Consider the following 22,028-nt stretch of genomic DNA (forward strand, 5'->3'; position numbering starts at 1 on the left):
CCGGGCGCGTCAGAACGCCGCTTCCAGCGGCGCCTCGGCGGCAGCGAGCGCATCGACCGCGGCCTGCTGCTGCCGGCGCAACGCCTCGCCGTCCTGCGCCAGCTGCTGCAGCGCGCGCTGCAGGGCTTCGCGCGCGTCCTGGGCGCGGTCCACGCCTTCGCTCGCGCCGCCGGCGGCCGCGGCCTGTTCGACCAGGGGCGCGAGCTTCTTGCGCCAGCGCTCCAGCTGTCCGTCCAGCACCTTCTGGACGGAATCGGAGAGGGCGTTGCGGCGGGCGGGCAAGGCCTGACATTGCTCGAGCGCCTGCTGGCCGGCGGCGCTGACGCCGCGCAGGAGCTTCAGCCGCGCGACCAGCAGTTCGCAGCGCGCGCTGTCTTCCCGGATCTGCTGCTGCACGGCATCGTCCCCGCCAGCCGACTCGCGCGCCTTCAGCTGGTTGCGCATGTCCTGCAGCCAGCGCGCGCCCTGGTCCATGATCTTCTCGATGGCCCGGAGCTCGACTTCCATCTCCAGCACGCTGCGGTCCAGCGGGGTCGCCTGCGCCTGCAGCTTGCGTGGAAGGCCCCGCGCCTCGTCGGCCAGCTCGTCGCCCGCATGTCCCGCCCGCTCGGCCTGGGCCAGGAACGTGGCCGCCGCTTCCTTGCCCTTGCCGGTGGCGCGGGCGAGCCAGCCCTTGGGCTGCGCCAGGCCCAGGTCGACCGCGCCCACCGCGTCGCGCAGCGCCGCGCCGGCGGCGGTGACGCCCGCCGTGGCGTCCTCGCCGAGCTGCACCACCAGCTGGCGCCGCAGGTCCACCAGCCGCCGCACATGGCCGCTGCCGGCGTCGGCCGCCATCTGGTCCAGCCACGCGGCCGGCGAGGCAGCGGCGGCCGGACGCACTTTCAGCTGCGCCAGCTTGGCGGGCGTCATCAGGGAAGCGGTGCGGTCGTCGTCTTCGCTCATGGGGGCGGAATATATACCCCGGGCGGCCAGGGGCGAAGCCGCCATCCGGCGGGCCCTGCCGCGCTAGAGGGCGCCGAGCCAGCAGGCGCGCTGGATCGCGGCCATCTTGTTGTCCACCTTCAGCTTGTTCATGGCGTTCGCCAGGTGGTAGTTGATGGTGCGTTCCGTGCAGAGCAGCAGCTGCGCGCTTTCCCGTGCCGTCATGCCCTGGAAGGCGAGTTCCAGGCACTCGCGTTCGCGCGGGCTCAGCATCGAGCGGGCGGTGGCGATGCAGCGCTTGACCAGCGGCCAGATGTTCAGCGCCGACCACGCCAGCAGCGCCGCGTCGGCGCGGTCCGTCAGTTCGCGCGGGCTGAACATGAAGCACTCGAAGGAACGGCCGGCCGGCAGCGGGAACTCCACCCGCACCAGGGTCTGGAAGCCGTGCGCCAGCCAGAGCATGCGCCAGCGGCTGGTGCGCTGCGGGTCGGACTTGGCGATGGTCTGCCAGGCCACCAGGGGCGCGTCGGAATCGCGCCAGCGGGCCCCGAAATCGCGGCTTTCGGCCAGGGCCGTGGCCGCTTCGGCGACCAGCGGGGGGTGCGCCGCCACCACCTGGCGGGCGTCCCGGTCGCCGAACGGGTCGGGGCCGAGCACCACCACGGCCTCTACGGAGAACTCGCGCAATGCCGCCACCCAGTCGCTGAGGATGCCGTCCAGGCTGACACTGTCAAAGTTAACAGGGATCCCCATGCCCAATCGTTTCCCTCACCGCCGGGCTGTGACAATAGCATCATCGGACCCGCCCCCATGAACGAGGACCTGCACAGGGCAACGTATGCCATGCCGTCGCCGCGCGCCCTGCTGCAGCTGGCCCGCCATCGCCTGCGCCATCCCTCCTCCAGCGGGGTGCTGCAGCCGCTGCTGGAGCCGGTGCTGCATCCGTCGCGGTGGCGCATCCGCGCCATCGGCGCCTCGATGTTCCTCGGCCACCCGCTCTTCTACCTGGTGTGGACGCACTGGCTGCCCCAGCCGTACGAGAACCTCTGGCTGCGCCTCCTGGTCGCCGGCCTCGGCCTCAGCCTGCTGGCCATCCCCGCGGCCAGCGTGGCGCCGCCCAGCCGCGCGACGGCCGTGGTGGTCACGGCCATCTTCTGGCTGACGCTGCCGTGGTTCTTCTCGTGGATGTACTTCTGCAACGGCGGCAACGCCGTCTGGCTCGCCAGCGTCGGCGCCATGCTGCTGATCTACTACCACCTCACCGACTGGCGGCTGGCGACCGTCGGCGCCGCCAGCGGCATGGCCGTGGCCTGGGTGATGTTCGAGGCATTCGGCCCGCAGGCCCCGGCACTGGGCCTGGAACTGGCCGCCACCAATACGGTGGTGCTCTCCTTCTGCTGGTACACCGGGATCGTGCTCGGGCTGTCGTCCTCCAACCTCCGGCGCGAGCAGCTGAACTTCACCCTGGGAACGATGGGCATCATGGCGCATGAACTGCGCACGCCGCTGGCCACCATGCAGCTGATCGCCGAAGCCGTGCGCAACGAAGCACCGCAGCATGGCGGCGAGAGCGGGGAGCGCCTGCAGCAGCTGGGGCAGCGCCTCAACCACCTGGTGCGCAACATGAACCACCAGATCGACATGCAGATCACCAACGCGCGCCTGACCCGGCTGCCGCGCAACGCGGAGCGCATCTCCGCCGCGGAGGTGGTGCAGGCGGCCCTGGCGGACTACCCCTACCGCAGCACGCGGGAACGCCAGGCGGTGGTGGTGCGGGTGCACGCCGACTTCCACTTCTTCGGGTCGCCCGCGCTGTTCTCGCAGGTGGTCGACAACCTGACCAAGAACGCGCTGCGCTCGCTGGCGGCCGCCTCCTCCGCCATCCAGCCCGGCGACCTGCTGATCGAGATCGGCGCGCTCGGCCAGCGCGGCCGCATCGTATTCACGGACAACGGCGTGGGCATGGACGCGGTGCTGCGCAAGCGCATCTTCCAGCCCTTCTTCTCCACGGACCGCGGCACCGGCCACGGGCTCGGCCTCGCCTTCTGCCAGCGGGTGGTGCACGCCGCCCAGGGCACCATCCGCGTGAAGTCGGCGCCCCACCAGGGCGCCGTGTTCACCATCGAGCTGCCGGTCGCGTAGCACAATCCAGCCGGCGCCTGCCATGACCTTCCCCCTCTTCCACCGCCCCGGCACCGTCGTCTTCCTCGACGACGATCCCGACTACCTGGAGATGCTGGCGCTGGTGCTGCCGCGGCACTGGCACCTGCGGCTGTTCCTGCGGCCGACCGACTGCATCGCGCAACTGCTGCAGGAGCCGCCGTTCTGGGAGGCCGACGCCTGGAACCAGCAGCAGCTGATCGCGCTGTGGCGCGAAGGCAAGCCGCTGATCCCGCAGGTGCTGGCCTACTGGTCGCGCTACACCGAGCGCTATGCGCTGTCGCGCGTCTGCGTGGTGGACTTCTCCATGCCCGGCATGGACGGCCTGCAGGTGCTGGCCGAACTCGGCGACTGGCCGGGCTCGCGGGTGCTGCTCACCGGCCAGGCCGACGAACAGGTGGCCGTGCGCGCGTTCAACCGTGGGCTGATCGACCAGTTCATCCCGAAGCAGACGCAGGACATCTCGCGCCGGCTGGTGGAGGCGGTGGAAAAGCTGCTCTTCACCGCCCATGCGCGGCACGCGCAGATCTGGCGCTCGACCCTCACCCAGGAGCAGAACGCCCTGCTGCGCGCCCCCGGCGTGGACACCTGGCTGGCGGCTTACTCCGCGAAGCACTGGGTCGAGCACGTGGTCATCGGCGCGCCCTTCGGCGTGCTCGGGATGGACGCGGCCGGCCAGGTCAGCTGGCTGCAGCTGGAGACGCCGCAGGGCCTGGACGCGCTGGCGGAACTGGCCGTGCTCGCGGGCGTGCCGCCGGCAGGCGTCGACGAGATCCGCCAGGGCAGCAAGCTGGCCGACATCGAACTGCGCCAGGCGCTGTCCTCGTCAGGCCCGCCCGCCCTGGTGCCGGCCACCCCGATCGGGGATGCCGGGCTGCTGGGCGCCGTGTTCCCCGTCGAGGCGCCCGGCGTGCCCGATCCCGACAACAGCTACACCCGCTGGCTGGCGCGCCAGCCCAAGCGGCACGTGCAGGACTAGGGGCAGGCTGCTAGCCGGCGGCACGCGCCCGCGCGCGGCGGGCGATGGGCCAGTCCCAGGGCTTCACCAGCGGCGCGATCTCGCGCGCGACCGCCTCGACGTGTTCCATCTCCGCGTCCGTCAGGGCCGCGTTGAGCGTCAGGCGCACCATGGCGCGGTTGCGGCTGGTGGCCGGCGCGCAGAACACGGCGCCGTACACGCCGCGGCTCTCCAGCGCGTCGCGCAGCGCCAGCGTCGCGACCTCCGTCCCGGCCTCGAGCGCGATGATCTGCTCGGTGCCCTGGTGGATGGGATAGCCCAGTTCCTCCAGCGCTCCGCGCAGCCGTTGCGTGTTGCGGCGCAGGCGGTGGCGCGCGCCATCGCTCTCGCGCACCAGTTCCAGCGTCGCCGCCAGGCCGCTGATCTCGTGCGGCAGCAGGCAGGAACTGAAGATGCCGGGGAAGCTGTGGGCGACCACGAAAGGCCGCAGTTCCGCCGGCACGGTGAAGAAGCCGGCCCGGCCCGCGACGGCCTTGGCGAGGCTCGCGGTGATGAAGTGCACGCGCGCGGTCAGGCCCAGCGCGGCACACAGCCCGCGGCCTTCCGGCCCGTGCGTGCCGAGGGAATGCGATTCGTCCACCAGCAGCATGCAGCCGTACGCTTCGGCCATCTCGACGATCTCCGCCAGCGGGCACAGCGCGCCGGTCGTGCTGTAGACCGAATCCACGATCACCAGCCCGGGGCCGTGCCGCTCGACCATGCGCGCGAGGTGGGCCGGGTCGTTGTGGCGGAAGGCATGGCCCGTGGCGCCGGCGGCGCGCACGCCCTCCCACAGCGACATGTGCGCGAGCGCGTCCAGGTACACCGGCGTGGCCGCGTCGGCCACCGCCTGGATCAGGCCCAGGTTCGCGGCATAGCCGGACTGGCAGAGCAGCGCGGACTCCTTGCCGACGTGGGCGGCCAGCGCCGCCTCCAGCCGCGACGTGGCGCTGCCCTCGTGCTGGAACACGCCCGACTGCACGATGAACTCGCGGTTGTGCAGCAGGGCACCGACCTGCGCCTGCACGATGCGCGGGTGTCCCGTGACGGCGAGGTAGTCGTTGCCGTCGAGCCGGACGGCGTCGGGGCCGGGCACGCGGCCGTGGGTCAGCAGCTTGCCGCCCCACTCCTGTTCGAACCTCGGGCGGAACTGTTCCTCCATGCGCCGGCGCAGGGCCGGCCACAGCGGCGGCTCGGCGCCGCGGACGGCTGCGGGAACGACGGGGGTGTTTTGCTTCTCAACGACTTCCATGGGGACTACTCCTTGTGACAGAAGTGGTCCATTGAAGAGAAAGTCCCGCCGCCGGACGGCCGCACCCCTGTCAGTTCTGACAGGGTGCGTTACGGAAAAGCCTCACTCTGGAGGCACCGCCCTAAGGCGGTCCCCTCAGGTCAGCTGGCCGTGGCAGTGCTTGAACTTCTTGCCGCTGCCGCAGGGGCAGGGATCGTTGCGGCCGACGCGCGGCGCGCCGTCCGCCGCCAGCACGGCGCCGCCGGCGGCTGCGGCTGCGGCCCGCTGGCCGGCGGTGCTCTGGTCGACCGTGCTCTGCACCTCGCCCGTCTCGGTGGGGGCGGTGTAGGTCACGTTGGCGATGCGTTCGGCGCGGCTTTCCAGGTCGTCGGCCGCCTGCTCCAGCTGCTCGCCCGACTGCACCTTCACCGTCATCAGGATCCGGGTGACCTCGTTCTTCACCGCGTCCAGCATCTGGCCGAACAGCTCGAAGGCTTCGCGCTTGTACTCCTGCTTCGGCTGCTTCTGGGCGTAACCGCGCAGGTGGATGCCCTGGCGCAGGTAGTCCAGCGCGGCCAGGTGCTCGCGCCAGTGCGAGTCGATGCTCTGCAGCAGCACCATGCGCTCGAAGTGGGTGAAGTTCTGCTCGCCGACCTGCTCGACCTTCTGCTGGAAGGCGGCATGGGCAGCGGCGACCACCTTCTCGACGATGTCCTCGTCGGAGACGGCGGTCGACGACTCGACCTCGGCCTTGATCGGCAGCCGGATCTCCCATTCCTCGGCCAGCACCTTCTCGAGGCCGGCGAGGTCCCATTGCTCCTCGACCGACTCCGGCGGCACGTACTGGCGCACGAGGTCGGTGAAGCAGCCCTCGCGCAGCGCCGCGATCTGCGCGCCGAGCGCCTGCGCGTCCAGGATGTCGTTGCGCTGCTGGTAGATCACCTTGCGCTGGTCGTTGGAGACGTCGTCGTACTCCAGCAGCTGCTTGCGGATGTCGAAGTTGCGGCCCTCGACCTTGCGCTGCGCGCTCTCGATCGAGCGGGTGACGATGCCGGCCTCGATGGCTTCGCCGTCGGGCATCTTCAGGCGTTCCATGATCGCGCGCACGCGGTCGCCCGCGAAGATGCGCATCAGCGGATCGTCCAGGCTCAGGTAGAAGCGCGAGGAGCCCGGGTCGCCCTGGCGGCCCGAGCGGCCGCGCAGCTGGTTGTCGATGCGGCGGGACTCGTGCCGCTCGGTCGCGATGATGCGCAGGCCGCCCTGCTGCTTGACCTGCTCGTGTTCCTGCTGCCACTGCGCGCGCATCTGCGCGATGCGCGACTGCTTGCTGCCGGCGTCGACGGACTCGTCGGCCTCGACCGCCTCGACCGCCTTCTCCACGTTGCCGCCCAGCACGATGTCGGTGCCGCGGCCGGCCATGTTGGTGGCGATGGTGATCATCTTCGGCCGGCCGGCCTGCGCGACGATCTCGGCCTCGCGGGCGTGCTGCTTGGCGTTGAGCACCTGGTGCGGCAACCCCGCCTTGTCCAGCAGGCCCGAAATGATCTCCGAGTTCTCGATCGAACTGGTGCCCACCAGCACCGGCTGGCCGCGCTCGTAGCATTCGCGGATGTCCTGGATCGCGGCCTCGTACTTCTCGCGCGCGGTCTTGTAGACGCGGTCGAGCTGGTCGTCGCGCTTGCTCGGCTTGTTCGGCGGCAGCACCACCGTCTCCAGGCCGTAGATCTCCTGGAACTCGTAGGCCTCGGTGTCCGCCGTGCCCGTCATGCCGGACAGCTTGCCGTACAGGCGGAAGTAGTTCTGGAACGTGATCGAGGCGAGCGTCTGGTTCTCCGGCTGGATCGCCACGCCTTCCTTGGCTTCCACGGCCTGGTGCAGGCCGTCGCTCCAGCGCCGGCCGGACATGAGGCGGCCGGTGAACTCGTCGACGATGACGACCTCGCCCTCCTGCACCACGTAGTGCTGGTCGCGGTGGTACAGGTGCTGGGCCCGCAGCGCCGCCGTCAGGTGGTGCATCAGCGTGATGTTGGCCGGGTCGTACAGCGTCGCGCCTTCGGGGATCAGCCCCATGCCGGCGAGGATGCGCTCAGCGTTCTCGTGGCCCTGCTCGGTCAGGAACACCTGGTGGGTCTTCTCGTCGACCGTGAAGTCGCCCGGCTTCGTCACGCCTTCGCCGGTGCGCGGATCGGCCTCGCCTTCCTGCTTGGCCAGCAGCGGCACGACCTTGCGCATCGCGAGGTACATGTCCGTGTGGTCTTCGGCCTGCCCGCTGATGATCAGCGGGGTGCGCGCCTCGTCGATCAGGATGGAGTCCACCTCGTCGACGATGGCGTAGTTCAGCCCGCGCTGCACGCGATCCGCGGTCTCGTAGACCATGTTGTCGCGCAGGTAGTCGAAGCCGAACTCGTTGTTCGTGCCGTACGTGATGTCCGAGCGGTAGGCTTCCTGCTTCTGCTCCTTGGGCATCTGCGGCAGGTTCACGCCGACGCTGAGGCCCAGGAAGTTGTACAGCTTGGCCATCCACTGCGCGTCGCGGTTGGCCAGGTAGTCGTTGACGGTGACGACGTGCACGCCCCTGCCCGAGAGCGCGTTCAGGTACACGGGCAGCGTGGCGGTGAGCGTCTTGCCCTCGCCGGTACGCATTTCCGCGATCTTGCCCTGGTGCAGCGCCATGCCGCCCATCAGCTGCACGTCGAAGTGCCGCATCTTCATCACGCGCCGGGAGGCCTCGCGCACCACGGCAAAGGCTTCGGGCAGCAGGTCGTCGAGGGCCTCGCCCTTGGCGACGCGCTCGCGGAAGGCAGGCGTCTTGGCTTGCAGTTCCGCGTCGGACAGCTTTTCGAGCTGCGGCTCCAGGGCGTTGATCTGCTCCACGGTGCGCCGGTACTGCTTGAGCAGGCGGTCGTTGCGGGAGCCGAAGAGTTTGGTCAGGAAGTTCGTGGCCATGGGCGCGGGTGTCGTCGTGGCCGCCACCGGGGCGGCCAGGACAGCGCAGTCCTTTTGTTGTTCAGCAGGATCAGGTGGAGCCGCCGGTGGCCTTTCGCAAGGGCGCGGCCGGGCAGCCAAAACGGCGGATTTTACCTGTGCGGGGGGATTTGCCGGGGCCGCCGCCCCGCCGGGCCCCCAAAGAGAAAGCCCCGCCGCGGCGGGGCCCTTCGGCGCAGGGGCGGATCAACGCGGCCGGGGACCGGCCGGGGCCGCCATGGCGGCCTGCAGCGGCTGGGAACGGGCGGCCGCCAGGAACTTCTGCGGGTCCTGCGGGACGCCCTGGACCAGCACCTCGAAGTGCAGGTGGGGGCCGGTGGAGCGGCCGGTGTTGCCGACCTGCGCCACCTGCTGGCCGCGCTTGACCAGGTCGCCCTTCTTCACGAGCAGCTTCGACGCGTGGGCGTAGCGGGTGATCAGGTCGTTGCCGTGGTCGATCTCGACCATGTTGCCGTACGCGAAGTGGTGCTCGGAGGCCACCACCACGCCGCCGGCGGCGGCCAGGATGGGCGTGCCCGTGTCGGCCTGGAAGTCCAGCCCGGTGTGCAGGGCCGAGCGGCCGGTGAAGGGGTCGATGCGCCAGCCGAAGTTGGAGCCGGCGCCGCCCGTGGACAGCGGATGCTGCGTGGGCAGCATCATCTTCTTGACGCGCTGGTCGAACAGGCGCGATTCCATGACGGTCAGCAGGTCGGTGCGTTCGCCGGTCATCTGCTCCAGGTCGTTCAGCGTCGCCTGCAGCTCCTCCATGGTGAGCGAACGGCCTTCCACCAGCATGCCGCCGCGCGCCGGGTTCACCTTGATGTCGTTCGGGTTCACGCCGGCGAGGCCGGAGACCCGCTCGCCGAGCGCTTCCAGCTGCAGCATCTTGGCCTGCATGTCGCCGAGGCGGCGCGCCATGGCATCGAGGTTCTCGCGCATGAAGCGGTCACGCTGCTCGAACTCGTCCTGCACGACGAAGCGCACGAGGGTGCCCACCACCGGCCAGCGCTCGCGCGCGCCCTTGAGGAACACCCAGTGGTACATGGCCGCCGCGAGCAGCATCATCACCATCGATGCGGCGACCGCGGCGAGCACGAGCTTGGTGCCGCTCAGGTGGACCGCGCGGGTCCTGGCGAGCCAGGCATCCGTGATAATCAATTGCATTGTTCTCCCCCTCGTCCGTACTTCCCCACAGACTCCATGAACCGCCGCCACCACCCGGTCGCCGTGCAACAGGCTGCCGAGGAGTCGCCGACGCTGGCCCGGCTGACGCAACTGGCGCGCGAGTCGGGCGAGCGGCTGAAGGCGATCGAGTCGTCCATTCCCGCATCCCTGCGTGCTTCCATCCGGCCGGGTCCCATCGAGGGGACGTCCTGGTGCCTCCTGGTGGACAGCAACGCGGCGGCTGCGAAGATCCGGCAGTTGTTGCCCGTCCTGCTCGAAAAGCTCAACAGTCGCGGATGGGAGGTTAACTCCATCCGGCTGAAGCTTGGAAGCCTCCAGAAGTAACGCAGCGGCCCGCCCGCCCCTTGCGCGACGCCGGCCATCGAAAAACGGCCGCTCGTCCGCACGGGAGCGCCGGCCGTCGGCCTCCCAGCGTGACCCGTGCGGCCCCGAGGCAACGTCGCCCCGAGGGCGCGAAGCCGCCCATGGAGGAGCCCCCATGCAACGCATGCCCTGGCGGCCGCTTGCGGCCCTGTTCGCACTGAGCGCGTTCGCCCTGCCCGCTTCGGCGGCCCGGCCGGAAGAAGCCGAGAAGATCAGCTTCCCTTCCGTCGTGTGCAAGGGCTCGCCGACGGTCTGCGAGAGGCTGGAGGGCCGGGGCTTCCTGTTCGCGAAGCCGGGGCAGACGCGGGCCGTGCTCATCTCGCACGGCTCGCAAGGCATCGACGCGCGCATGTACGACTACGTCGACGCGCTGCAGAAGGAAGGCATCGCCGCCCTCGTGCTGGACCACTGGGGACCGCGCGGGGTCGGCGTGACGCACGAGGACTACGCCGCCGCCGCGCTGCGCGGGGCCAACGAGTTCAACATGAGTATCGATTCGCTGCTGGCCGCCGAGATGCTGCGGGCGCGCGGCTTCGCGAAGGTGGGCAGCATCGGCGAATCGCAGGGCGGCGGCGCCGCGATCATGCTGCAGCAGAAATGGGCGCACGAGGTGATCGAGCGCAACGTGCGCCGGCTGTACCAGCGGGACTTCAAGGTGCAGCCGCTGGACGCGGTGGTCGGCATGTACGGCTACTGCGGCATCCGCCACAAGCTGCGCGACGGCTACGTGGGCACGCCCTTCCTGTTCATCACCGGCGAGAAGGACGACGAGACGCCTTCGCGGTACTGCGAGCGCTACGTGCCGTGGATGAACGAGCGCGGCGGCAATGCCGCCATCGTCGTGCTGGAGGGCGAAGGCCACAGTTTCGATGCGCCTTACCGCCGCACGCGCAACAACCACGGGCCGCACCCGGCGCACTGCGACCTCCTGGTGGACGAGCGCGGCGTGACCAACCTGATCACCGGCGAGACGATGCCGGGGCAGAACACGCAGGTCATGATGGCGAAGTGCACGACACGCGGCGGCTACCACTCGGGCTGGTGGAAGGACCGCTTCATCGCGGTGCCGCACTGGACCGGGTTCTTCCGCAAGCACCTCGGCCCCTGAGGCCGCCACGCCGCTACTGCGGCAGCATGAACGCGGCGAAGAAGGCGGCCAGCGCCGCGTGCGCGTCGAGCGGCAGCACGTGGGCGATGTACTGGTCGGGCCGGACGACCACCAGCGCGCCGCGGGCGCGGTCGATGCCGCGCAGGTCGAAGACGTCCGGGCCGTCCTTCAGGTCCGGGCTGAACACCTTCTCGTAGTCCCGCAGCCCGTGGCGTCCCTTGCGCGGCAGCAGCAGCGCGGGCAAGGCCTCGATCGCGACGTCGCGGTGCGCCTGCGGGAAGATGGCGCGCAGGTCGAACACCGCGTCGACGTCCGCGCCAGCAGGCGTGAACCGGCGCACGGGTGAATCGGGGGCGTGTTCCAGGAAGGCGCACAGGGCGCGGACGCCCCGGCCCGCATCGTGAAGATCGCCCGCGCCGGCGAAGGCATACAGGCGCCAGCGGCCATCCGCCTTGCCCGCGTGCCCCAGGTGCACCGGCTTCGCGTCGCTGGCGCGCACCACCGGCGCGGAGTGGAAGCGCGTGCCGACCACGAAGCCGGTGGCGAGGTGCTGGTGCGTGGCCTCGCCGCGGATGATCGAAGGCTGGTAATGCGTGCCCATCCCCGCCGTGAAGCGCGCGTGACGTTCGAAGTACTCCTGGAACTCCTTGGGGTCCACGCCCTGCGCGTCGCCGGCGCCGCCCTGCTTCGGCTTGTCGCTGAACATCTTCGCCCACGCCCGATCGAAGTCGATCAGCTCCCGGGCGGCCGGCTGCCGCTCCTGCGAATAGGTTTCCAGCAGCCGCGACGCGCACTGGCCGCGCAGCACCGAAGCCAGCTTCCACCCGAGGTTGAAGGTGTCCTGCATGGAGAAGTTCATGCCCTGCCCGGCCTTCGGGCTGTGCGTGTGGCAGGCGTCGCCGGCGATGAACACGCGCGGCGTGCGCGCGCCGGCTTCCGCCGCCGGCACGTCGTCGTACCGGTCGCAGATGCGCTGGCCGATCTCGTAGACCGACCACCACGGCACCTCCTTCACGTCCAGCGTGTAGGGATGCAGGATGCGCCGCGCGGCGGCAACCAGCTGCTCCAGCGTGATGCCGCGGCTGGAAACGCGCTCCTCCTCGCCGAGCTTGTCCATCTCGACGTACAGCCGCACCAGGTAGCCGCCCTCGCGCGGGATCACCAGCAGGTTGCCGTGCGGCGACTGCACGGCGGCCTTGTAGCGGATGTCGGGGAAATCGGTGACGGCCAGGACGTCCATCACGCCCCAGGCCTGGTTGGCGGAGTCGCCCACGAGCTGGCGGCCGATCGCCCTGCGCACGTCGCTGCGCGCGCCGTCGCAGCCGACGACGTAGCGGGCGCGCACCGTCTCGATCGCGCCGGAATGGGCCGGGTCCGTGCGCTCCAGCTGCACGGTGACGGGATGGTCGCCGCCCGCGTCGACGGAGAGGTCGACGAAGCGCCGCCCATAGTGCGGCTCGAGCCGGCTGGGGGCGTTGCGCATGGCCTCCAGGTAGAAGTCGTGCACCCGCGCCTGGTTCAGCACCACGTGCGGGAATTCGGAGAGCCCGTCTTCGGTGTCCTGCACCCGGCCATGCCGCACGATGGCCCCGGGCTGCTTCTCGTCCGGCTTCCAGAACGTGACCTCGTTGATCCAGCACGCCTCCTTCAGCACGCGCTCGCTGAAGTTGAACGCCTCGAACATCTCCATCGTGCGGCAGGCGATGCCGTCGGCCTGCCCCAGCTGCAGCGGGCCGTCCTTCTGTTCGACGACGCAGGTGCGGATGTCGGGAAACGCGGCGAGCTGCGCCGCCAGCGTGAGCCCCGCGGGACCGCTGCCGACGACCAGCACGTCCACTTCCGATGGCACCGTATCGGCGTGGGGGAGGGCCTGCGGCGAGGCCTCGGCCAGGTGCGGGTCGCCGGGCCGGAAACCGTGGAGATGGAACTGCATCGTGCTGCTCGCGGACGGTGAAGGGTGCGTGCATATTATCAGTATGCTGACGATCAGCATAGTGAGAGAATGCGCCCCATCCAGCCAGGTGCCCCATGAGCCGCGCTTCGACCCGCAAGACTTCCGCCGCCCGCATCGACCTCGCCGAGATGCCCGGGCACTGCATCCGGCGCCTGCAGCAGGTGGCGGTGGCGCTCTTCATGGAGGAATCCGCGGCCGCCGGGGTCACGCCGGTGCAGTACGCGGTGCTGCAGACGCTCACGCGGCAGCCCGGCCTGGACCAGCGCAGCCTGGCGCGGGCGGTCGGCTTCGACACGTCGACCATCGGCGGCGTGCTCGACCGGCTGGAAGCGCGCGGCCTGCTCACACGGGGGCTGTCCGCACAGGACAAGCGGGTCCGGCTGCTGCACCTGACGGCGGACGGCGAGGCACTCGTCGAGGAACTGACGCCGCCGATGCAGCGCACCCAGGAGCGCATCCTGGAGCCGCTGTCGCCCGCGGAGGCCAGGGAGTTCCTGCGGATGATGCAGCGGATCATCGCGCACCACGGCGAGCTCGGCGCGGGCGGCACGCCCGCGGCCTGAGCCGTCTCACACCCAGCCGTTCTCCAGCAGTTCCGCCACGTCGTACCGGCGGTTTTCCAGCGGGTGCGCGGCCATCGCGCGCACGATCGACGCCACGCCATCAACGTACGGCGCTTCGCCGTCGACGAGGCTCTGCAGCCGCAGCGTGCAGGCGCCGTCCCGGACGACCACCTCGTGGAAGGCATGGCGCTCCAGGCCCGCGGGGGAGATGCCCAGTTCCGCGCCCTGCCGCGCCGGATCCCGGATCGACCGGATGCGGGAAGGCTGCAGCCCCAGCGATGCCGCAAGGTGCACGGCGGTCCCGGGGACGGACTGCTTCGCGGCCTGGTGGGATTCGGTCAGCGAAACCTCGTAGCCCGCCAGCAAGGCGCCGCTGCGCCGGAGCATGGCCATGAACTTCAGCATGAGGAGGTTGGCGTTCGCGCAGGCGACCCACGGGAATCCGTGGGCGGGAAAGTCCGCCGGCTCCGTCGACAGTTCGAGCAGCGGAGAGCCGGTCGCGGCACAGAAGGCGGCCACCGCAGCCAGCTCCCGTCCGGAACCGGCGTGCACGACGATGGAGCGCATGCGTCCCGCGGGACGTTCGGGCCACCGATGCAGGCGTGCCTCGCCGAACCGGGAGGGATGCCCGTTCAGCTCCCGCGCGAGCCGGCCGCCGCCCACGATGATGATGTCCATCCCGGGATGGTAGCGAAGGGAGGTGTGGCCGCCGCAGGATGCTGAGGCCGGCGCGGAGGCTGGTGCCGGTTGTCCGAATCGAACGGACGACCTACCGCTTACAAGGCGGTTGCTCTACCAACTGAGCTAAACCGGCAGTCGCTCAAAGGAGTCTATTTGATCCGCTTGAGCGCGGGACGCGGGCCGCTCGGCGGCTTGGGCGGGTCCTGCTCCGGCGGCTTCGCGCCCTCGTCGGTGACGAGCTGCACGACCTTGCCCTCCGGGTGCTCCGCGGGGGCCGCCGGCACGCTGGAGAGCGGGCTCGGCTTGCCGGCGTCCTCGGGCGGCGTGGCGACCGGGACGGGAAAGGCCATGCCCTGGCCGTTCTCGCGTGCGTAGATCGCGATGACGCGGTTCACGGGCACCATGATCTCGCGCGCGGTGCCGGCGAAGCGCGCCTTGAACTCGATGAAGTCGTTGCCCAGCTTGAGCGAACTGGTGGCGTCGTAGCTGATGTTCAGCACGATCTCGCCGTTCTTCACGTACTCGCGCGGCACCTGCACCGAGTCGTCGACCAGCACCGCCACGTACGGCGTGAAACCGTTGTCCGTGCACCATTCGTACAGCGCGCGGATCAGGTACGGGCGGGTGGAGGTCGACTCGAGGGCGTTCATCGCGGTACTGCTGCAGGCGGCCAGCTTACTTGCGCATCACCTTCTCGGACGGGGTCAGTGCCTCGATGTACGCGGGGCGCGAGAAGATGCGCTCGGCGTACTTCAGCAGCGGCGCCGCGTTCTTCGACAGCTCGATGCCGTAGTAGTCCAGGCGCCACAGCAGCGGCGCGATGGCGACGTCGAGCATCGAGAAATTCTCGCCCAGCATGTACTTGTTCTTCAGGAACACCGGCGCGAGCTGCGTGAGCCGGTCGCGGATGTGCGAGCGGGCCTTCTCCAGCGCCTTCTCGTTCGACTTGGCGGCGCGCGACTCGAGCGTCGAGACGTGCACGAACAGTTCCTTCTCGAAGTTGAGCAGGAACAGGCGCACGCGGGCGCGGTCCACCGGGTCGCCTGGCATCAGCTGCGGGTGCGGGAAGCGCTCGTCGATGTACTCGTTGATGATGTTCGACTCGTACAGGATCAGGTCGCGCTCGACCAGGATGGGGACCTGGCCGTACGGGTTCATGACGTTGATGTCTTCCGGCTTGTTGTACAGGTCGACGTCACGGATCTCGAAGTCCATGCCCTTTTCGAACAGCACGAAGCGGCAGCGATGGGAGAAGGGGCAGGTGGTTCCCGAATACAGCACCATCATTTGGAATGTCCTTTAAAAACCAAAAAGAGTGGGCGCGGATGCTGCCCACTCTACAACGGCTCGCGACGCGTGTCCGGCCGGGGCCGGAGCGCGCCTTCGCCCTATTTCACGTTCTTCCAGAACGCCGCGTTCAGGCGCCAGAAGATGACCGTCAGCACGCCCAGGAACAGCAGCACCCAGGCGCCGATGCGGATGCGCTGGTTCTGCGCCGGCTCGCCCATCCACTGCAGGTAGCCGACGAGGTCGCCGATCGCCTGGTCGTACTGCAGCGGCGTCATGGTGCCGGGCGACACCTGCTTCCAGCCCTTGAACACCTTCACGTCGTGGCCGTGTTCCTGGATCGTGTCGAACTGCGGCTCGCGCACGCCCTGCAGTTCCCACAGCGCATGCGGCATGCCGACGCTCGGGAACGCCAGGTTGTTCCAGCCGGTGGGCTTCTCCGCGTCGCGGTAGAAGGTGCGCAGGAAGGTGTAGATGTAGTCGGCGCCGCTGCCGCTGGCGCCGGAACGCGAGCGGGCGATCAGCGTCAGGTCGGGCGGCAGGCCGCCGAACCATTCCTTGGCTTCCTTCGCGTTGATCGCGGACTTCATCGGGTCGCCGACCTTGTCGGTGCCGACCAGCAGGTTGTCCTTGATCTGCTGCTCGGAGATGCCGATGTCCTGCAGGCGGTTGAAGCGCATGAACGCCGCCGAGTGGCAGTTCAGGCAGTAGTTGACGAACAGCTTGGCGCCGTTCTGCAGCGCCGGCAGGTCGTTGGTGCGGTCCGGGGCCTTGTCCCAGGCCATCCCGCCTTCGGCCGCGTGCGCGCCGGCGGCGATGCCGAGCGCCGCCATCACGATGAGGATCAGTTTTTTCATTCTGGGTCGCTCCTTCGTCAGTGCGCGGCGAAGGTGATGCGGTCCGGCACCGGCTTGAAGGTGCCGAGGCGGCTCCACCACGGCATCAGCAGGAAGAAGCCAAAGTAATACAGCGTGCCGACCTGGGCCACGAGGGTCTTCACGTCGGAGGGCGCCTGGATGCCCAGGTAGCCGAGCACGAAGAACCACACCACGAAGATGCCGTAGACCCACTTGTGCCAGCCCGGACGGTAGCGGATGGAGCGCACGGGGCTCTTGTCCAGCCAGGGCAGGAAGAACAGGATGATCACGGACACGCCCATCACCACCACGCCCCAGAACTTCGCGTCGAAGACCTTCAGCAGCAGGATCGCGACCAGTGCCCCGACGATCACGGCGCCCTTGGCCATCGTCGACAGGCGCATGCGCAGCACCGCGAAGACGGCGGCCAGTGCCAGGATCACGCAGAACACGTTGACCATGATGTCGGTCGTGGCGCGCAGCATCGAGTAGAACGGCGTGAAGTACCAGACCGGCGCGATGTGCGGCGGGGTCTTCAGCGGGTCTGCCGGGATGAAGTTGTTGTACTCCAGGAAGTAGCCGCCCAGTTCCGGCGCGAAGAAGATGATCGCGCTGAACACCATCAGGAACACGCCCACGCCCACCATGTCGTGCACGGAGTAGTAGGGATGGAAGGGGATGCCGTCCACCGAGTGGCCGCTGGCGTCCTTCGGGTAGTCCTTGGCCTTGATGTCGATGCCGTCGGGGTTGTTGGAACCGACGTCGTGCAGCGCCAGCAGGTGGGCGACGACCAGGCCCAGCAGCACCAGCGGGATGGCGATGACGTGGAAGCTGAAGAAGCGGTTCAGCGTCGCGTCGGACACCACGTAGTCGCCGCGGATCAGCAGGGCGAGGTCCGGGCCGATGAAGGGCACGGCGGCGAACAGGTTCACGATCACCTGCGCGCCCCAGTAGGACATCTGGCCCCACGGGAGCAGGTAGCCGAAGAAGGCTTCGGCCATCAGCATCAGGAAGATCAGGCAGCCGAAGATCCACACCAGCTCGCGCGGCTTGCGGTAGCTGCCGTAGATCAGCGCCTTGAACATGTGCAGGTACACCACCACGAAGAACGCCGAGGCGCCGGTGGAGTGCATGTAGCGGATCAGCCAGCCCCACGGCACGTCGCGCATGATGTACTCGACCGAAGCGAAGGCGAGGTTCGCGTCCGGCTTGTAGTGCATCACCAGGAAGATGCCGGTGACGATCTGGATCACCAGCACCAGCAGCGCCAGCGAGCCGAAGAAGTACCAGAAGTTGAAGTTCTTCGGAGCGTAGTACTCCGACATGTGGACCTTGTACGCGTCGTACGCGGTCGGGAACCGGTTGTTCAGCCAGTTGTTCAGCTTGGCGCCGGCGGTGGCGTTCGGGGAGATGTCCTTGAATTCAGCCATGGGTCTCTCAGGCCTTGTCTTCGCCGATCAGCAGGCGCGTGTCCGACAGGTACATGTGCGGGGGCACTTCCAGGTTGTCGGGCGCGGGCTTGTTCTTGTACACCCGGCCCGCCAGGTCGAAGGTCGAGCCGTGGCAGGGGCACAGGAAGCCGCCCTGCCAGTCGTCCGGCAGCGAGGGCTGCGGGCCGGCCGCCAGCTTGTCGGTCGGCGAGCAGCCGAGGTGCGAGCAGATGCCGACCGCCACGAAGAACTCGGGCTTGATGGAGCGCGCCTCGTTCTTCGCGTACTCGGGGGTCGGGTAGGCCGTGCGCTCGGACTTGGGGTCGGCGAGCTGGTTGTCGATCTTCGGCAGGGCCGCGACCTGCTCCGGCGTGCGGCGCAGGATCCAGACCGGCTTGCCGCGCCATTCGACCGTCATCTTCTCGCCGGGCCGCAGCGCGGAGATGTCGACTTCGACCGGGGCGCCGGCAGCCTTGGCGCGTTCGGAGGGCTGGAAGCTGCTGACGAAGGGGACGGCAACGAAGCCTGCGCCCACCGCGCCCGCGCAACCGGAGGCGATCAGCCACGTCCGTTTGCTGGCGTCGACCGTGGAGTTGCTCATGGGGTCCTCAAGGATCTCTGCTGTTTAGGGTCAACCCGCGATTGTAGCGGGTCGTTTACAGCGAATTCCAGCCCGCCGTGGCTGGCGCATACTGCGCGGCATCCAACAACGCCGGAGGGGCCATGAAACTGCTGCACGAGTTCCGCGAGTTCGCCGTCAAGGGCAACGTGGTGGACCTGGCGGTCGGCGTCATCATCGGGGCCGCCTTCAGCAAGATCGTCGACTCGCTGGTGGGGGATGTGGTCATGCCGCTGGTCAGCCGCGTCGTCGGCCGGCTGGACTTCTCGCAGAAGTTCTGGGTGCTCGGCGACGTGCCCGCCGGCACCGCGATGACGCTCGACGCGCTGAAGAAGGCCGGCGTGCCGGTGCTGGCCTGGGGCAACTTCATCACCGTCGCGGTCAACTTCCTGATCCTGGCCTTCATCATTTTCCTGATGGTCAAGCAGATCAACCGGCTGCGCCGCCACAAGGCGCCGCCGGAAGCCGCGGCCGAGCCGGCGCCGCCGCCGGAAGACGTGCTGCTGCTGCGCGAGATCCGCGACAGCCTGCGCGCCCGCTAGGCGCCGGCGAGCTTCCGCGCCATCCGCAGGGCCTCGACGAGGCTGGCCGGGTCGGCCCGGCCGGTACCGGCGATGTCGAACGCGGTCCCGTGGTCCGGGCTGGTGCGCACCAGCGGCAGGCCGAGCGTGACGTTCACGCCCTTGTCCACCCCGAGGTACTTCACCGGGATCAGTCCCTGGTCGTGGTACATCGCGACCACGACATCGAACTCGCCACGGCGGGCACGCATGAACACGGTGTCCGGCGCGAAGGGGCCTTCGACCTGCGCGCCTTCGGCGCGTGCCGCCGCGATGGCCGGGGCGATCGCCTCCGCTTCCTCGCTGCCGAACAGGCCGCCTTCGCCCGCATGCGGATTGAGGCCGGCGCAGGCCATGCGCGGGCGCCGGCCGAGCATGGCGGCCAGGGCGTGATCGGTGATGCGCAAGGTCTCCAGCACCTGCTCCCGCGTCACGGCGGCGATCGCGTCGCGCAAGGAGACGTGGATGCTCACCAGCACGGTGCGGAGCTCGTCGTTGGCCAGCATCATGCGCACCGGCATGCGCGCGGGCGGCACCCCCGCGTGGGCGGCGGCCTCGGCCTGGAGCAGTTCCGTGTGGCCGGGATGGGGGACGCCAGCCGCCGCAAGCGCTTCCTTGTGCAAGGGCGCGGTGACGAGGGCCGCGATGTCGCCGCGCAAGGCCGCTCGCGCGGCCCACACGACCGCATCGGCCGCCAGGCGGCCCGCCGCGGCGTCCACCCGGCCGGGCACGGGCAGCGCCGTGGCGCCCGCGCCGACCTGCAGGACCGGGATGCAGCGCGGGGGCACGGCGAACGCCTCGGACGGCGCGTCGATGATGGCGACGGGGAGCGCAGGCCCGCCGGCGGACACGAAGGCCGCGCCGCGCCGCAGGCACGCGACATCGCCGGCGACGAAGCAGCCGCGCGTGAGCGCCGGATCCAGGGCGAACGCCTTGGCGATGATCTCCGGCCCGATGCCCGCCGGGTCGCCCATCGTGATCGCGATCGGCCTGCCGCTCATGCCGGGTTGTCCACGTCCACGAACTCGTGCTGCAGCCCCAGTTGGGCCGCCACGTGCGCGGCCACGGCCGGTGCGCCATAGCGCTCCGTCGCGTGGTGCCCGCAGGCGACGTAGGTGACGCCGCATTCGCGCGCGTAGTGCGCCTGCGGCTCCGAGATCTCGCCCGTCAGGAAGGCCTGCGCGCCGGCGGCGATCGCATCCTCGAAGTACGACTGCGCGCCGCCCGTGCACCAGGCGATGCGCCGCAGGGGGCCGGACGCGCCCGGCACGCAGGTCACCTTGCGGCCCAGCACCCCTTCGACGTGCGCCGCCAGCGCCTGGCTGTCGGCGAAGGCCGTGCCGTCGGCGCGGCCGCCGAGGAAGCCCAGGTCCTGCTCGCCGAAGCGGCTGTCCGCCTGCAGCGCGAGCCGCCGCCCCAGCTGGGCGTTGTTCCCGAGCTCCGGGTGCGCGTCGAGCGGCAGGTGGTAGGCGAACAGGTTGATGTCGTGCGCGAGCAGCAGGGCGAGCCGCTGCTTCATCCAGCCGGTCACGCGGCCGTCCTGGCCGCGCCAGAACAGGCCGTGGTGCACGAAGACGGCGTCGGCCTGCCGCGCGACCGCCGCCTCGATCAGCGCGCGGCTGGCCGTGACGCCGGAGACGATGCGGCGCACTTCGGCGCGGCCCTCCACCTGCAGGCCGTTGGGCCCGTAGTCCTTGAAGCGCTCGGGGGCGAGCAGGGTGTCGAAGGCCTGCAGCAGGTCTTGCCGGGAGCTCATGTCCATAGTTCGCACGATCAGCCCGCATTGTGCTACCGACGCCGCGGCGGCCGCGCCCGAACATGCGCGCTGGCCACCGGAGCTGCCATGGGCGCGCTGACGATGATGGTTTGGAGCATGGCGCTCGGCGCGATCGCCGCAGTGGCGGCCGCGCGCGTGGCGGACCTGCTGGCGCGCCCCAGCGTGTCGCAGCTGCGCGCGGTGAGCTACCACCTCAGCGTGTTCCTGCTGGTGCTGGTGCTGAGCGGCGTGCTGCGCGTGGCCGGTTCCCCGGGGGCGCAGCGGCTGCTGGTGCTGCAGGTGCTGGCGGGCCCGCTGTGCGTGGGGCTGTCGAACTTCTGGATCCACGGGTGGCTGGGGGCGGCCCACCGGGACCGCTTCATGGCCTCAGCCCTGCGCCTGTCGGCGCTGCTGCTGCCTGCGCTGGCCATCGCCGCCCTTTGGTTGCCGCCGGCGCAGCGCCTGCCGGCGGCGGCAGCGGTGGCGCTGGGCGGCAGCGCCCTCACCTGCTGGCTCACCTTCCGCGCCTGGCGCACGGGCGACCCGCTGGCGCTCTGGATGGCTGCGGGCTGCCTGCTCACGCTGCCCGCCATCGCGGGGCTCTACGCCGTCGCCCTGCAGCCCGGCCGCTGGGGGCTGCCGGCGCAGGCGCTGGTCGCGCTGTGCGCGGCCCTGAGCAACGGCCTGACCGGCGCCGTCCTGTGGCGGCGCGAGCGGCACGAATGGCGCACGCGCGAGACCGGCGGCACTTCGGCGATCGACCCGGTGACCCGGCTGCACAGCAGTGCCGCGCTGGTGCACCGGCTGGTGGCGTCGCGCAAGCGCCGATTGCGCACCCGGCGCGAAGGGGCCCTGCTGGCCGTCACCGTGTTCGAGCCCGAGCGCATCGCCGCGCTGGTCGGCAGCGCCGGCCTGAACGAGGTCTGGATGACCGTCGCTTCGCGGCTGCAGCGGCAGGTGGGCGTCGTGAACCCGGTGGGCCGCTACTGGGACCGCTGCTTCGTCGCCCTCGTCGAGACCATCCCGGCCTCCCCCTGGCTGCGCACGCTCGGCCTCAAGGTCGCCGCGAGCCTGCGGCGGCCGATCGAGGTCACCGGCCGCGGCGGGGAGCCCGTCCGGGTCCGCCTCGACGTCGGCGTCGGCGTCGTGCACCTCGCGCCCGGGCACGGCGAGGTCGAGGACGTGCTCGACGACGCCCAGCGCCTGGCCGAAGCCGCCCGGCAGATGCGATCGCGCACCGCCATGGCCGATCCGGCGTCCGGCGAGGTGCTGGCGCTGGAGCAAGCCGCCCCGGCCGGGCGGCACGGGCCACCGCCCCCGAGGGCGGCCTCCCTGCAGCGGCGCGCCCACTGACACGCGCCGCCGCGGCCGCGCATACACTTGGGGTTTCCC

21 protein-coding genes and 1 tRNA gene are annotated in these 22,028 nt (G+C 70.1%); 7 read left to right on the forward strand and 15 right to left on the reverse strand.

The genetic code is table 11. The features are described 5' to 3' along the window. Positions 1–9: 9 nt before the first annotated feature. The gene (locus IM787_RS01815) at positions 10–942 is read right to left on the reverse strand and encodes a hypothetical protein (RefSeq protein WP_193674919.1); all 933 of its coding nucleotides are present in this window, start codon (positions 940–942) and stop codon (positions 10–12) included. A 63-nt stretch (positions 943–1,005) separates the two neighbouring features. After that, entirely contained in the window at positions 1,006–1,674 is a 669-nt protein-coding gene (locus IM787_RS01820; protein ID WP_193674920.1) for a helix-turn-helix transcriptional regulator, read from the reverse strand. Between the two features lie 57 nt (positions 1,675–1,731). Here IM787_RS01820 and IM787_RS01825 point away from each other — a divergent pair, with 57 nt between their 5' ends. Both IM787_RS01825 and IM787_RS01830 read left to right on the forward strand, forming a co-directional pair. After that, positions 1,732–3,063: a sensor histidine kinase gene (locus IM787_RS01825; RefSeq protein WP_227494036.1), complete on the forward strand. Its 1,332-nt coding sequence runs from the start codon at positions 1,732–1,734 to the stop codon at positions 3,061–3,063. 22 nt (positions 3,064–3,085) lie between these two features. After that, positions 3,086–4,060, forward strand: a complete 975-nt coding sequence (locus IM787_RS01830) for a response regulator (RefSeq protein WP_193674921.1) — start codon at positions 3,086–3,088, stop codon at positions 4,058–4,060. Positions 4,061–4,070: 10 nt separating this feature from the next. On the opposite strand, the gene cqsA is transcribed toward IM787_RS01830, so the two are convergent. The 3 genes from cqsA to IM787_RS01845 all read right to left on the reverse strand — a co-directional run bounded on the left by cqsA (position 4,071) and on the right by IM787_RS01845 (position 9,437). Continuing rightward, positions 4,071–5,330 (reverse strand): alpha-hydroxyketone-type quorum-sensing autoinducer synthase, encoded by a 1,260-nt coding sequence (gene cqsA, locus IM787_RS01835; RefSeq protein ID WP_193674922.1) that lies wholly within the window; start codon positions 5,328–5,330, stop codon positions 4,071–4,073. A gap of 135 nt (positions 5,331–5,465) precedes the next feature. Next, positions 5,466–8,255: a preprotein translocase subunit SecA gene (gene secA / locus IM787_RS01840; RefSeq protein WP_193674923.1), complete on the reverse strand. Its 2,790-nt coding sequence runs from the start codon at positions 8,253–8,255 to the stop codon at positions 5,466–5,468. Between the two features lie 225 nt (positions 8,256–8,480). Next, positions 8,481–9,437, reverse strand: coding sequence for a M23 family metallopeptidase (locus IM787_RS01845; protein ID WP_193674924.1), 957 nt, complete (start codon positions 9,435–9,437; stop codon positions 8,481–8,483). 36 nt (positions 9,438–9,473) lie between these two features. Here IM787_RS01845 and IM787_RS01850 point away from each other — a divergent pair, with 36 nt between their 5' ends. Both IM787_RS01850 and IM787_RS01855 read left to right on the forward strand, forming a co-directional pair. Further along, positions 9,474–9,782: a DciA family protein gene (locus tag IM787_RS01850; protein ID WP_193674925.1), complete on the forward strand. Its 309-nt coding sequence runs from the start codon at positions 9,474–9,476 to the stop codon at positions 9,780–9,782. A 154-nt stretch (positions 9,783–9,936) separates the two neighbouring features. Further along, positions 9,937–10,929, forward strand: coding sequence for a dienelactone hydrolase family protein (locus IM787_RS01855; protein WP_193674926.1), 993 nt, complete (start codon positions 9,937–9,939; stop codon positions 10,927–10,929). A 13-nt stretch (positions 10,930–10,942) separates the two neighbouring features. Here IM787_RS01855 and IM787_RS01860 read toward each other — a convergent pair whose 3' ends face one another. After that, positions 10,943–12,862 (reverse strand): FAD-binding monooxygenase, encoded by a 1,920-nt coding sequence (locus IM787_RS01860; protein ID WP_193674927.1) that lies wholly within the window; start codon positions 12,860–12,862, stop codon positions 10,943–10,945. A gap of 95 nt (positions 12,863–12,957) precedes the next feature. On the opposite strand from IM787_RS01860, the gene IM787_RS01865 reads away from it, so the two are divergent. After that, positions 12,958–13,446, forward strand: coding sequence for a MarR family winged helix-turn-helix transcriptional regulator (locus IM787_RS01865; RefSeq protein ID WP_193674928.1), 489 nt, complete (start codon positions 12,958–12,960; stop codon positions 13,444–13,446). Positions 13,447–13,452: 6 nt separating this feature from the next. Here the strand turns inward: IM787_RS01865 and IM787_RS01870 are convergent, their stop codons facing one another. The 7 genes from IM787_RS01870 to petA form a co-directional block, all read right to left on the reverse strand. Further along, positions 13,453–14,124, reverse strand: coding sequence for a dihydrodipicolinate reductase C-terminal domain-containing protein (locus IM787_RS01870; RefSeq protein ID WP_193674929.1), 672 nt, complete (start codon positions 14,122–14,124; stop codon positions 13,453–13,455). A 60-nt stretch (positions 14,125–14,184) separates the two neighbouring features. After that, a tRNA-Thr gene (locus tag IM787_RS01875) sits at positions 14,185–14,260 on the reverse strand. 16 nt (positions 14,261–14,276) lie between these two features. Then, positions 14,277–14,777 (reverse strand): ClpXP protease specificity-enhancing factor, encoded by a 501-nt coding sequence (locus IM787_RS01880; protein WP_193674930.1) that lies wholly within the window; start codon positions 14,775–14,777, stop codon positions 14,277–14,279. 25 nt (positions 14,778–14,802) lie between these two features. After that, positions 14,803–15,414 carry a glutathione S-transferase N-terminal domain-containing protein gene (locus IM787_RS01885; protein WP_061500777.1) on the reverse strand — a complete coding sequence of 204 codons (612 nt, stop codon included), beginning with the start codon at positions 15,412–15,414 and terminating at the stop codon, positions 14,803–14,805. 101 nt (positions 15,415–15,515) lie between these two features. Further along, positions 15,516–16,271, reverse strand: coding sequence for a cytochrome c1 (locus tag IM787_RS01890; protein ID WP_193674931.1), 756 nt, complete (start codon positions 16,269–16,271; stop codon positions 15,516–15,518). Between the two features lie 17 nt (positions 16,272–16,288). Next, complete coding sequence (locus IM787_RS01895) at positions 16,289–17,701, reverse strand: cytochrome b (protein ID WP_193674932.1); 1,413 nt, start codon at positions 17,699–17,701, stop codon at positions 16,289–16,291. Positions 17,702–17,708: 7 nt separating this feature from the next. Then, positions 17,709–18,302 carry a ubiquinol-cytochrome c reductase iron-sulfur subunit gene (petA, locus tag IM787_RS01900; RefSeq protein ID WP_193674933.1) on the reverse strand — a complete coding sequence of 198 codons (594 nt, stop codon included), beginning with the start codon at positions 18,300–18,302 and terminating at the stop codon, positions 17,709–17,711. Between the two features lie 122 nt (positions 18,303–18,424). Between petA and mscL the strand changes: the two genes are divergently transcribed. Beyond that, positions 18,425–18,862, forward strand: coding sequence for a large conductance mechanosensitive channel protein MscL (gene mscL / locus IM787_RS01905; RefSeq protein WP_193674934.1), 438 nt, complete (start codon positions 18,425–18,427; stop codon positions 18,860–18,862). Here the strand turns inward: mscL and pdxA are convergent. After that, a complete protein-coding gene (pdxA, locus tag IM787_RS01910; protein WP_193674935.1) occupies positions 18,859–19,881 on the reverse strand; it encodes a 4-hydroxythreonine-4-phosphate dehydrogenase PdxA in 1,023 nt (340 codons plus the stop codon). The genes mscL and pdxA overlap by 4 nt on opposite strands. Then, positions 19,878–20,636: a Nif3-like dinuclear metal center hexameric protein gene (locus IM787_RS01915; protein WP_193674936.1), complete on the reverse strand. Its 759-nt coding sequence runs from the start codon at positions 20,634–20,636 to the stop codon at positions 19,878–19,880. The genes pdxA and IM787_RS01915 overlap by 4 nt, the downstream gene beginning before the upstream one ends. A gap of 87 nt (positions 20,637–20,723) precedes the next feature. On the opposite strand from IM787_RS01915, the gene IM787_RS01920 reads away from it, so the two are divergent. Beyond that, positions 20,724–21,989 (forward strand): nucleotidyl cyclase domain-containing protein, encoded by a 1,266-nt coding sequence (locus IM787_RS01920; protein ID WP_193674937.1) that lies wholly within the window; start codon positions 20,724–20,726, stop codon positions 21,987–21,989. The last annotated feature ends 39 nt before the right edge of the window (positions 21,990–22,028 follow it).

This window comes from Ramlibacter pallidus, from assembly GCF_015070875.1.
GTDB lineage: Bacteria > Pseudomonadota > Gammaproteobacteria > Burkholderiales > Burkholderiaceae_C > Ramlibacter > Ramlibacter pallidus.

Bases quoted from the DNA above. Each gene is read 5' to 3' on its own strand.
- IM787_RS01915 (WP_193674936.1), bottom strand. From the start codon at position 20,636: ATGAGCTCCCGGCAAGACCTGCTGCAGGCCTTCGACACCCTGCTCGCC.
- secA (WP_193674923.1), bottom strand. From the start codon at position 8,255: ATGGCCACGAACTTCCTGACCAAACTCTTCGGCTCCCGCAACGACCGC.
- IM787_RS01845 (WP_193674924.1), bottom strand. From the start codon at position 9,437: ATGCAATTGATTATCACGGATGCCTGGCTCGCCAGGACCCGCGCGGTC.
- IM787_RS01825 (WP_227494036.1), top strand. From the start codon at position 1,732: ATGAACGAGGACCTGCACAGGGCAACGTATGCCATGCCGTCGCCGCGC.
- IM787_RS01885 (WP_061500777.1), bottom strand. From the start codon at position 15,414: ATGATGGTGCTGTATTCGGGAACCACCTGCCCCTTCTCCCATCGCTGC.
- IM787_RS01860 (WP_193674927.1), bottom strand. From the start codon at position 12,862: ATGCAGTTCCATCTCCACGGTTTCCGGCCCGGCGACCCGCACCTGGCC.
- IM787_RS01895 (WP_193674932.1), bottom strand. From the start codon at position 17,701: ATGGCTGAATTCAAGGACATCTCCCCGAACGCCACCGCCGGCGCCAAG.
- mscL (WP_193674934.1), top strand. From the start codon at position 18,425: ATGAAACTGCTGCACGAGTTCCGCGAGTTCGCCGTCAAGGGCAACGTG.
- IM787_RS01890 (WP_193674931.1), bottom strand. From the start codon at position 16,271: ATGAAAAAACTGATCCTCATCGTGATGGCGGCGCTCGGCATCGCCGCC.
- IM787_RS01820 (WP_193674920.1), bottom strand. From the start codon at position 1,674: ATGGGGATCCCTGTTAACTTTGACAGTGTCAGCCTGGACGGCATCCTC.
- IM787_RS01815 (WP_193674919.1), bottom strand. From the start codon at position 942: ATGAGCGAAGACGACGACCGCACCGCTTCCCTGATGACGCCCGCCAAG.
- pdxA (WP_193674935.1), bottom strand. From the start codon at position 19,881: ATGAGCGGCAGGCCGATCGCGATCACGATGGGCGACCCGGCGGGCATC.
- IM787_RS01830 (WP_193674921.1), top strand. From the start codon at position 3,086: ATGACCTTCCCCCTCTTCCACCGCCCCGGCACCGTCGTCTTCCTCGAC.
- IM787_RS01920 (WP_193674937.1), top strand. From the start codon at position 20,724: ATGGGCGCGCTGACGATGATGGTTTGGAGCATGGCGCTCGGCGCGATC.
- IM787_RS01870 (WP_193674929.1), bottom strand. From the start codon at position 14,124: ATGGACATCATCATCGTGGGCGGCGGCCGGCTCGCGCGGGAGCTGAAC.
- IM787_RS01865 (WP_193674928.1), top strand. From the start codon at position 12,958: ATGAGCCGCGCTTCGACCCGCAAGACTTCCGCCGCCCGCATCGACCTC.
- IM787_RS01850 (WP_193674925.1), top strand. From the start codon at position 9,474: ATGAACCGCCGCCACCACCCGGTCGCCGTGCAACAGGCTGCCGAGGAG.
- IM787_RS01880 (WP_193674930.1), bottom strand. From the start codon at position 14,777: ATGAACGCCCTCGAGTCGACCTCCACCCGCCCGTACCTGATCCGCGCG.
- petA (WP_193674933.1), bottom strand. From the start codon at position 18,302: ATGAGCAACTCCACGGTCGACGCCAGCAAACGGACGTGGCTGATCGCC.
- IM787_RS01855 (WP_193674926.1), top strand. From the start codon at position 9,937: ATGCAACGCATGCCCTGGCGGCCGCTTGCGGCCCTGTTCGCACTGAGC.
- cqsA (WP_193674922.1), bottom strand. From the start codon at position 5,330: ATGGAAGTCGTTGAGAAGCAAAACACCCCCGTCGTTCCCGCAGCCGTC.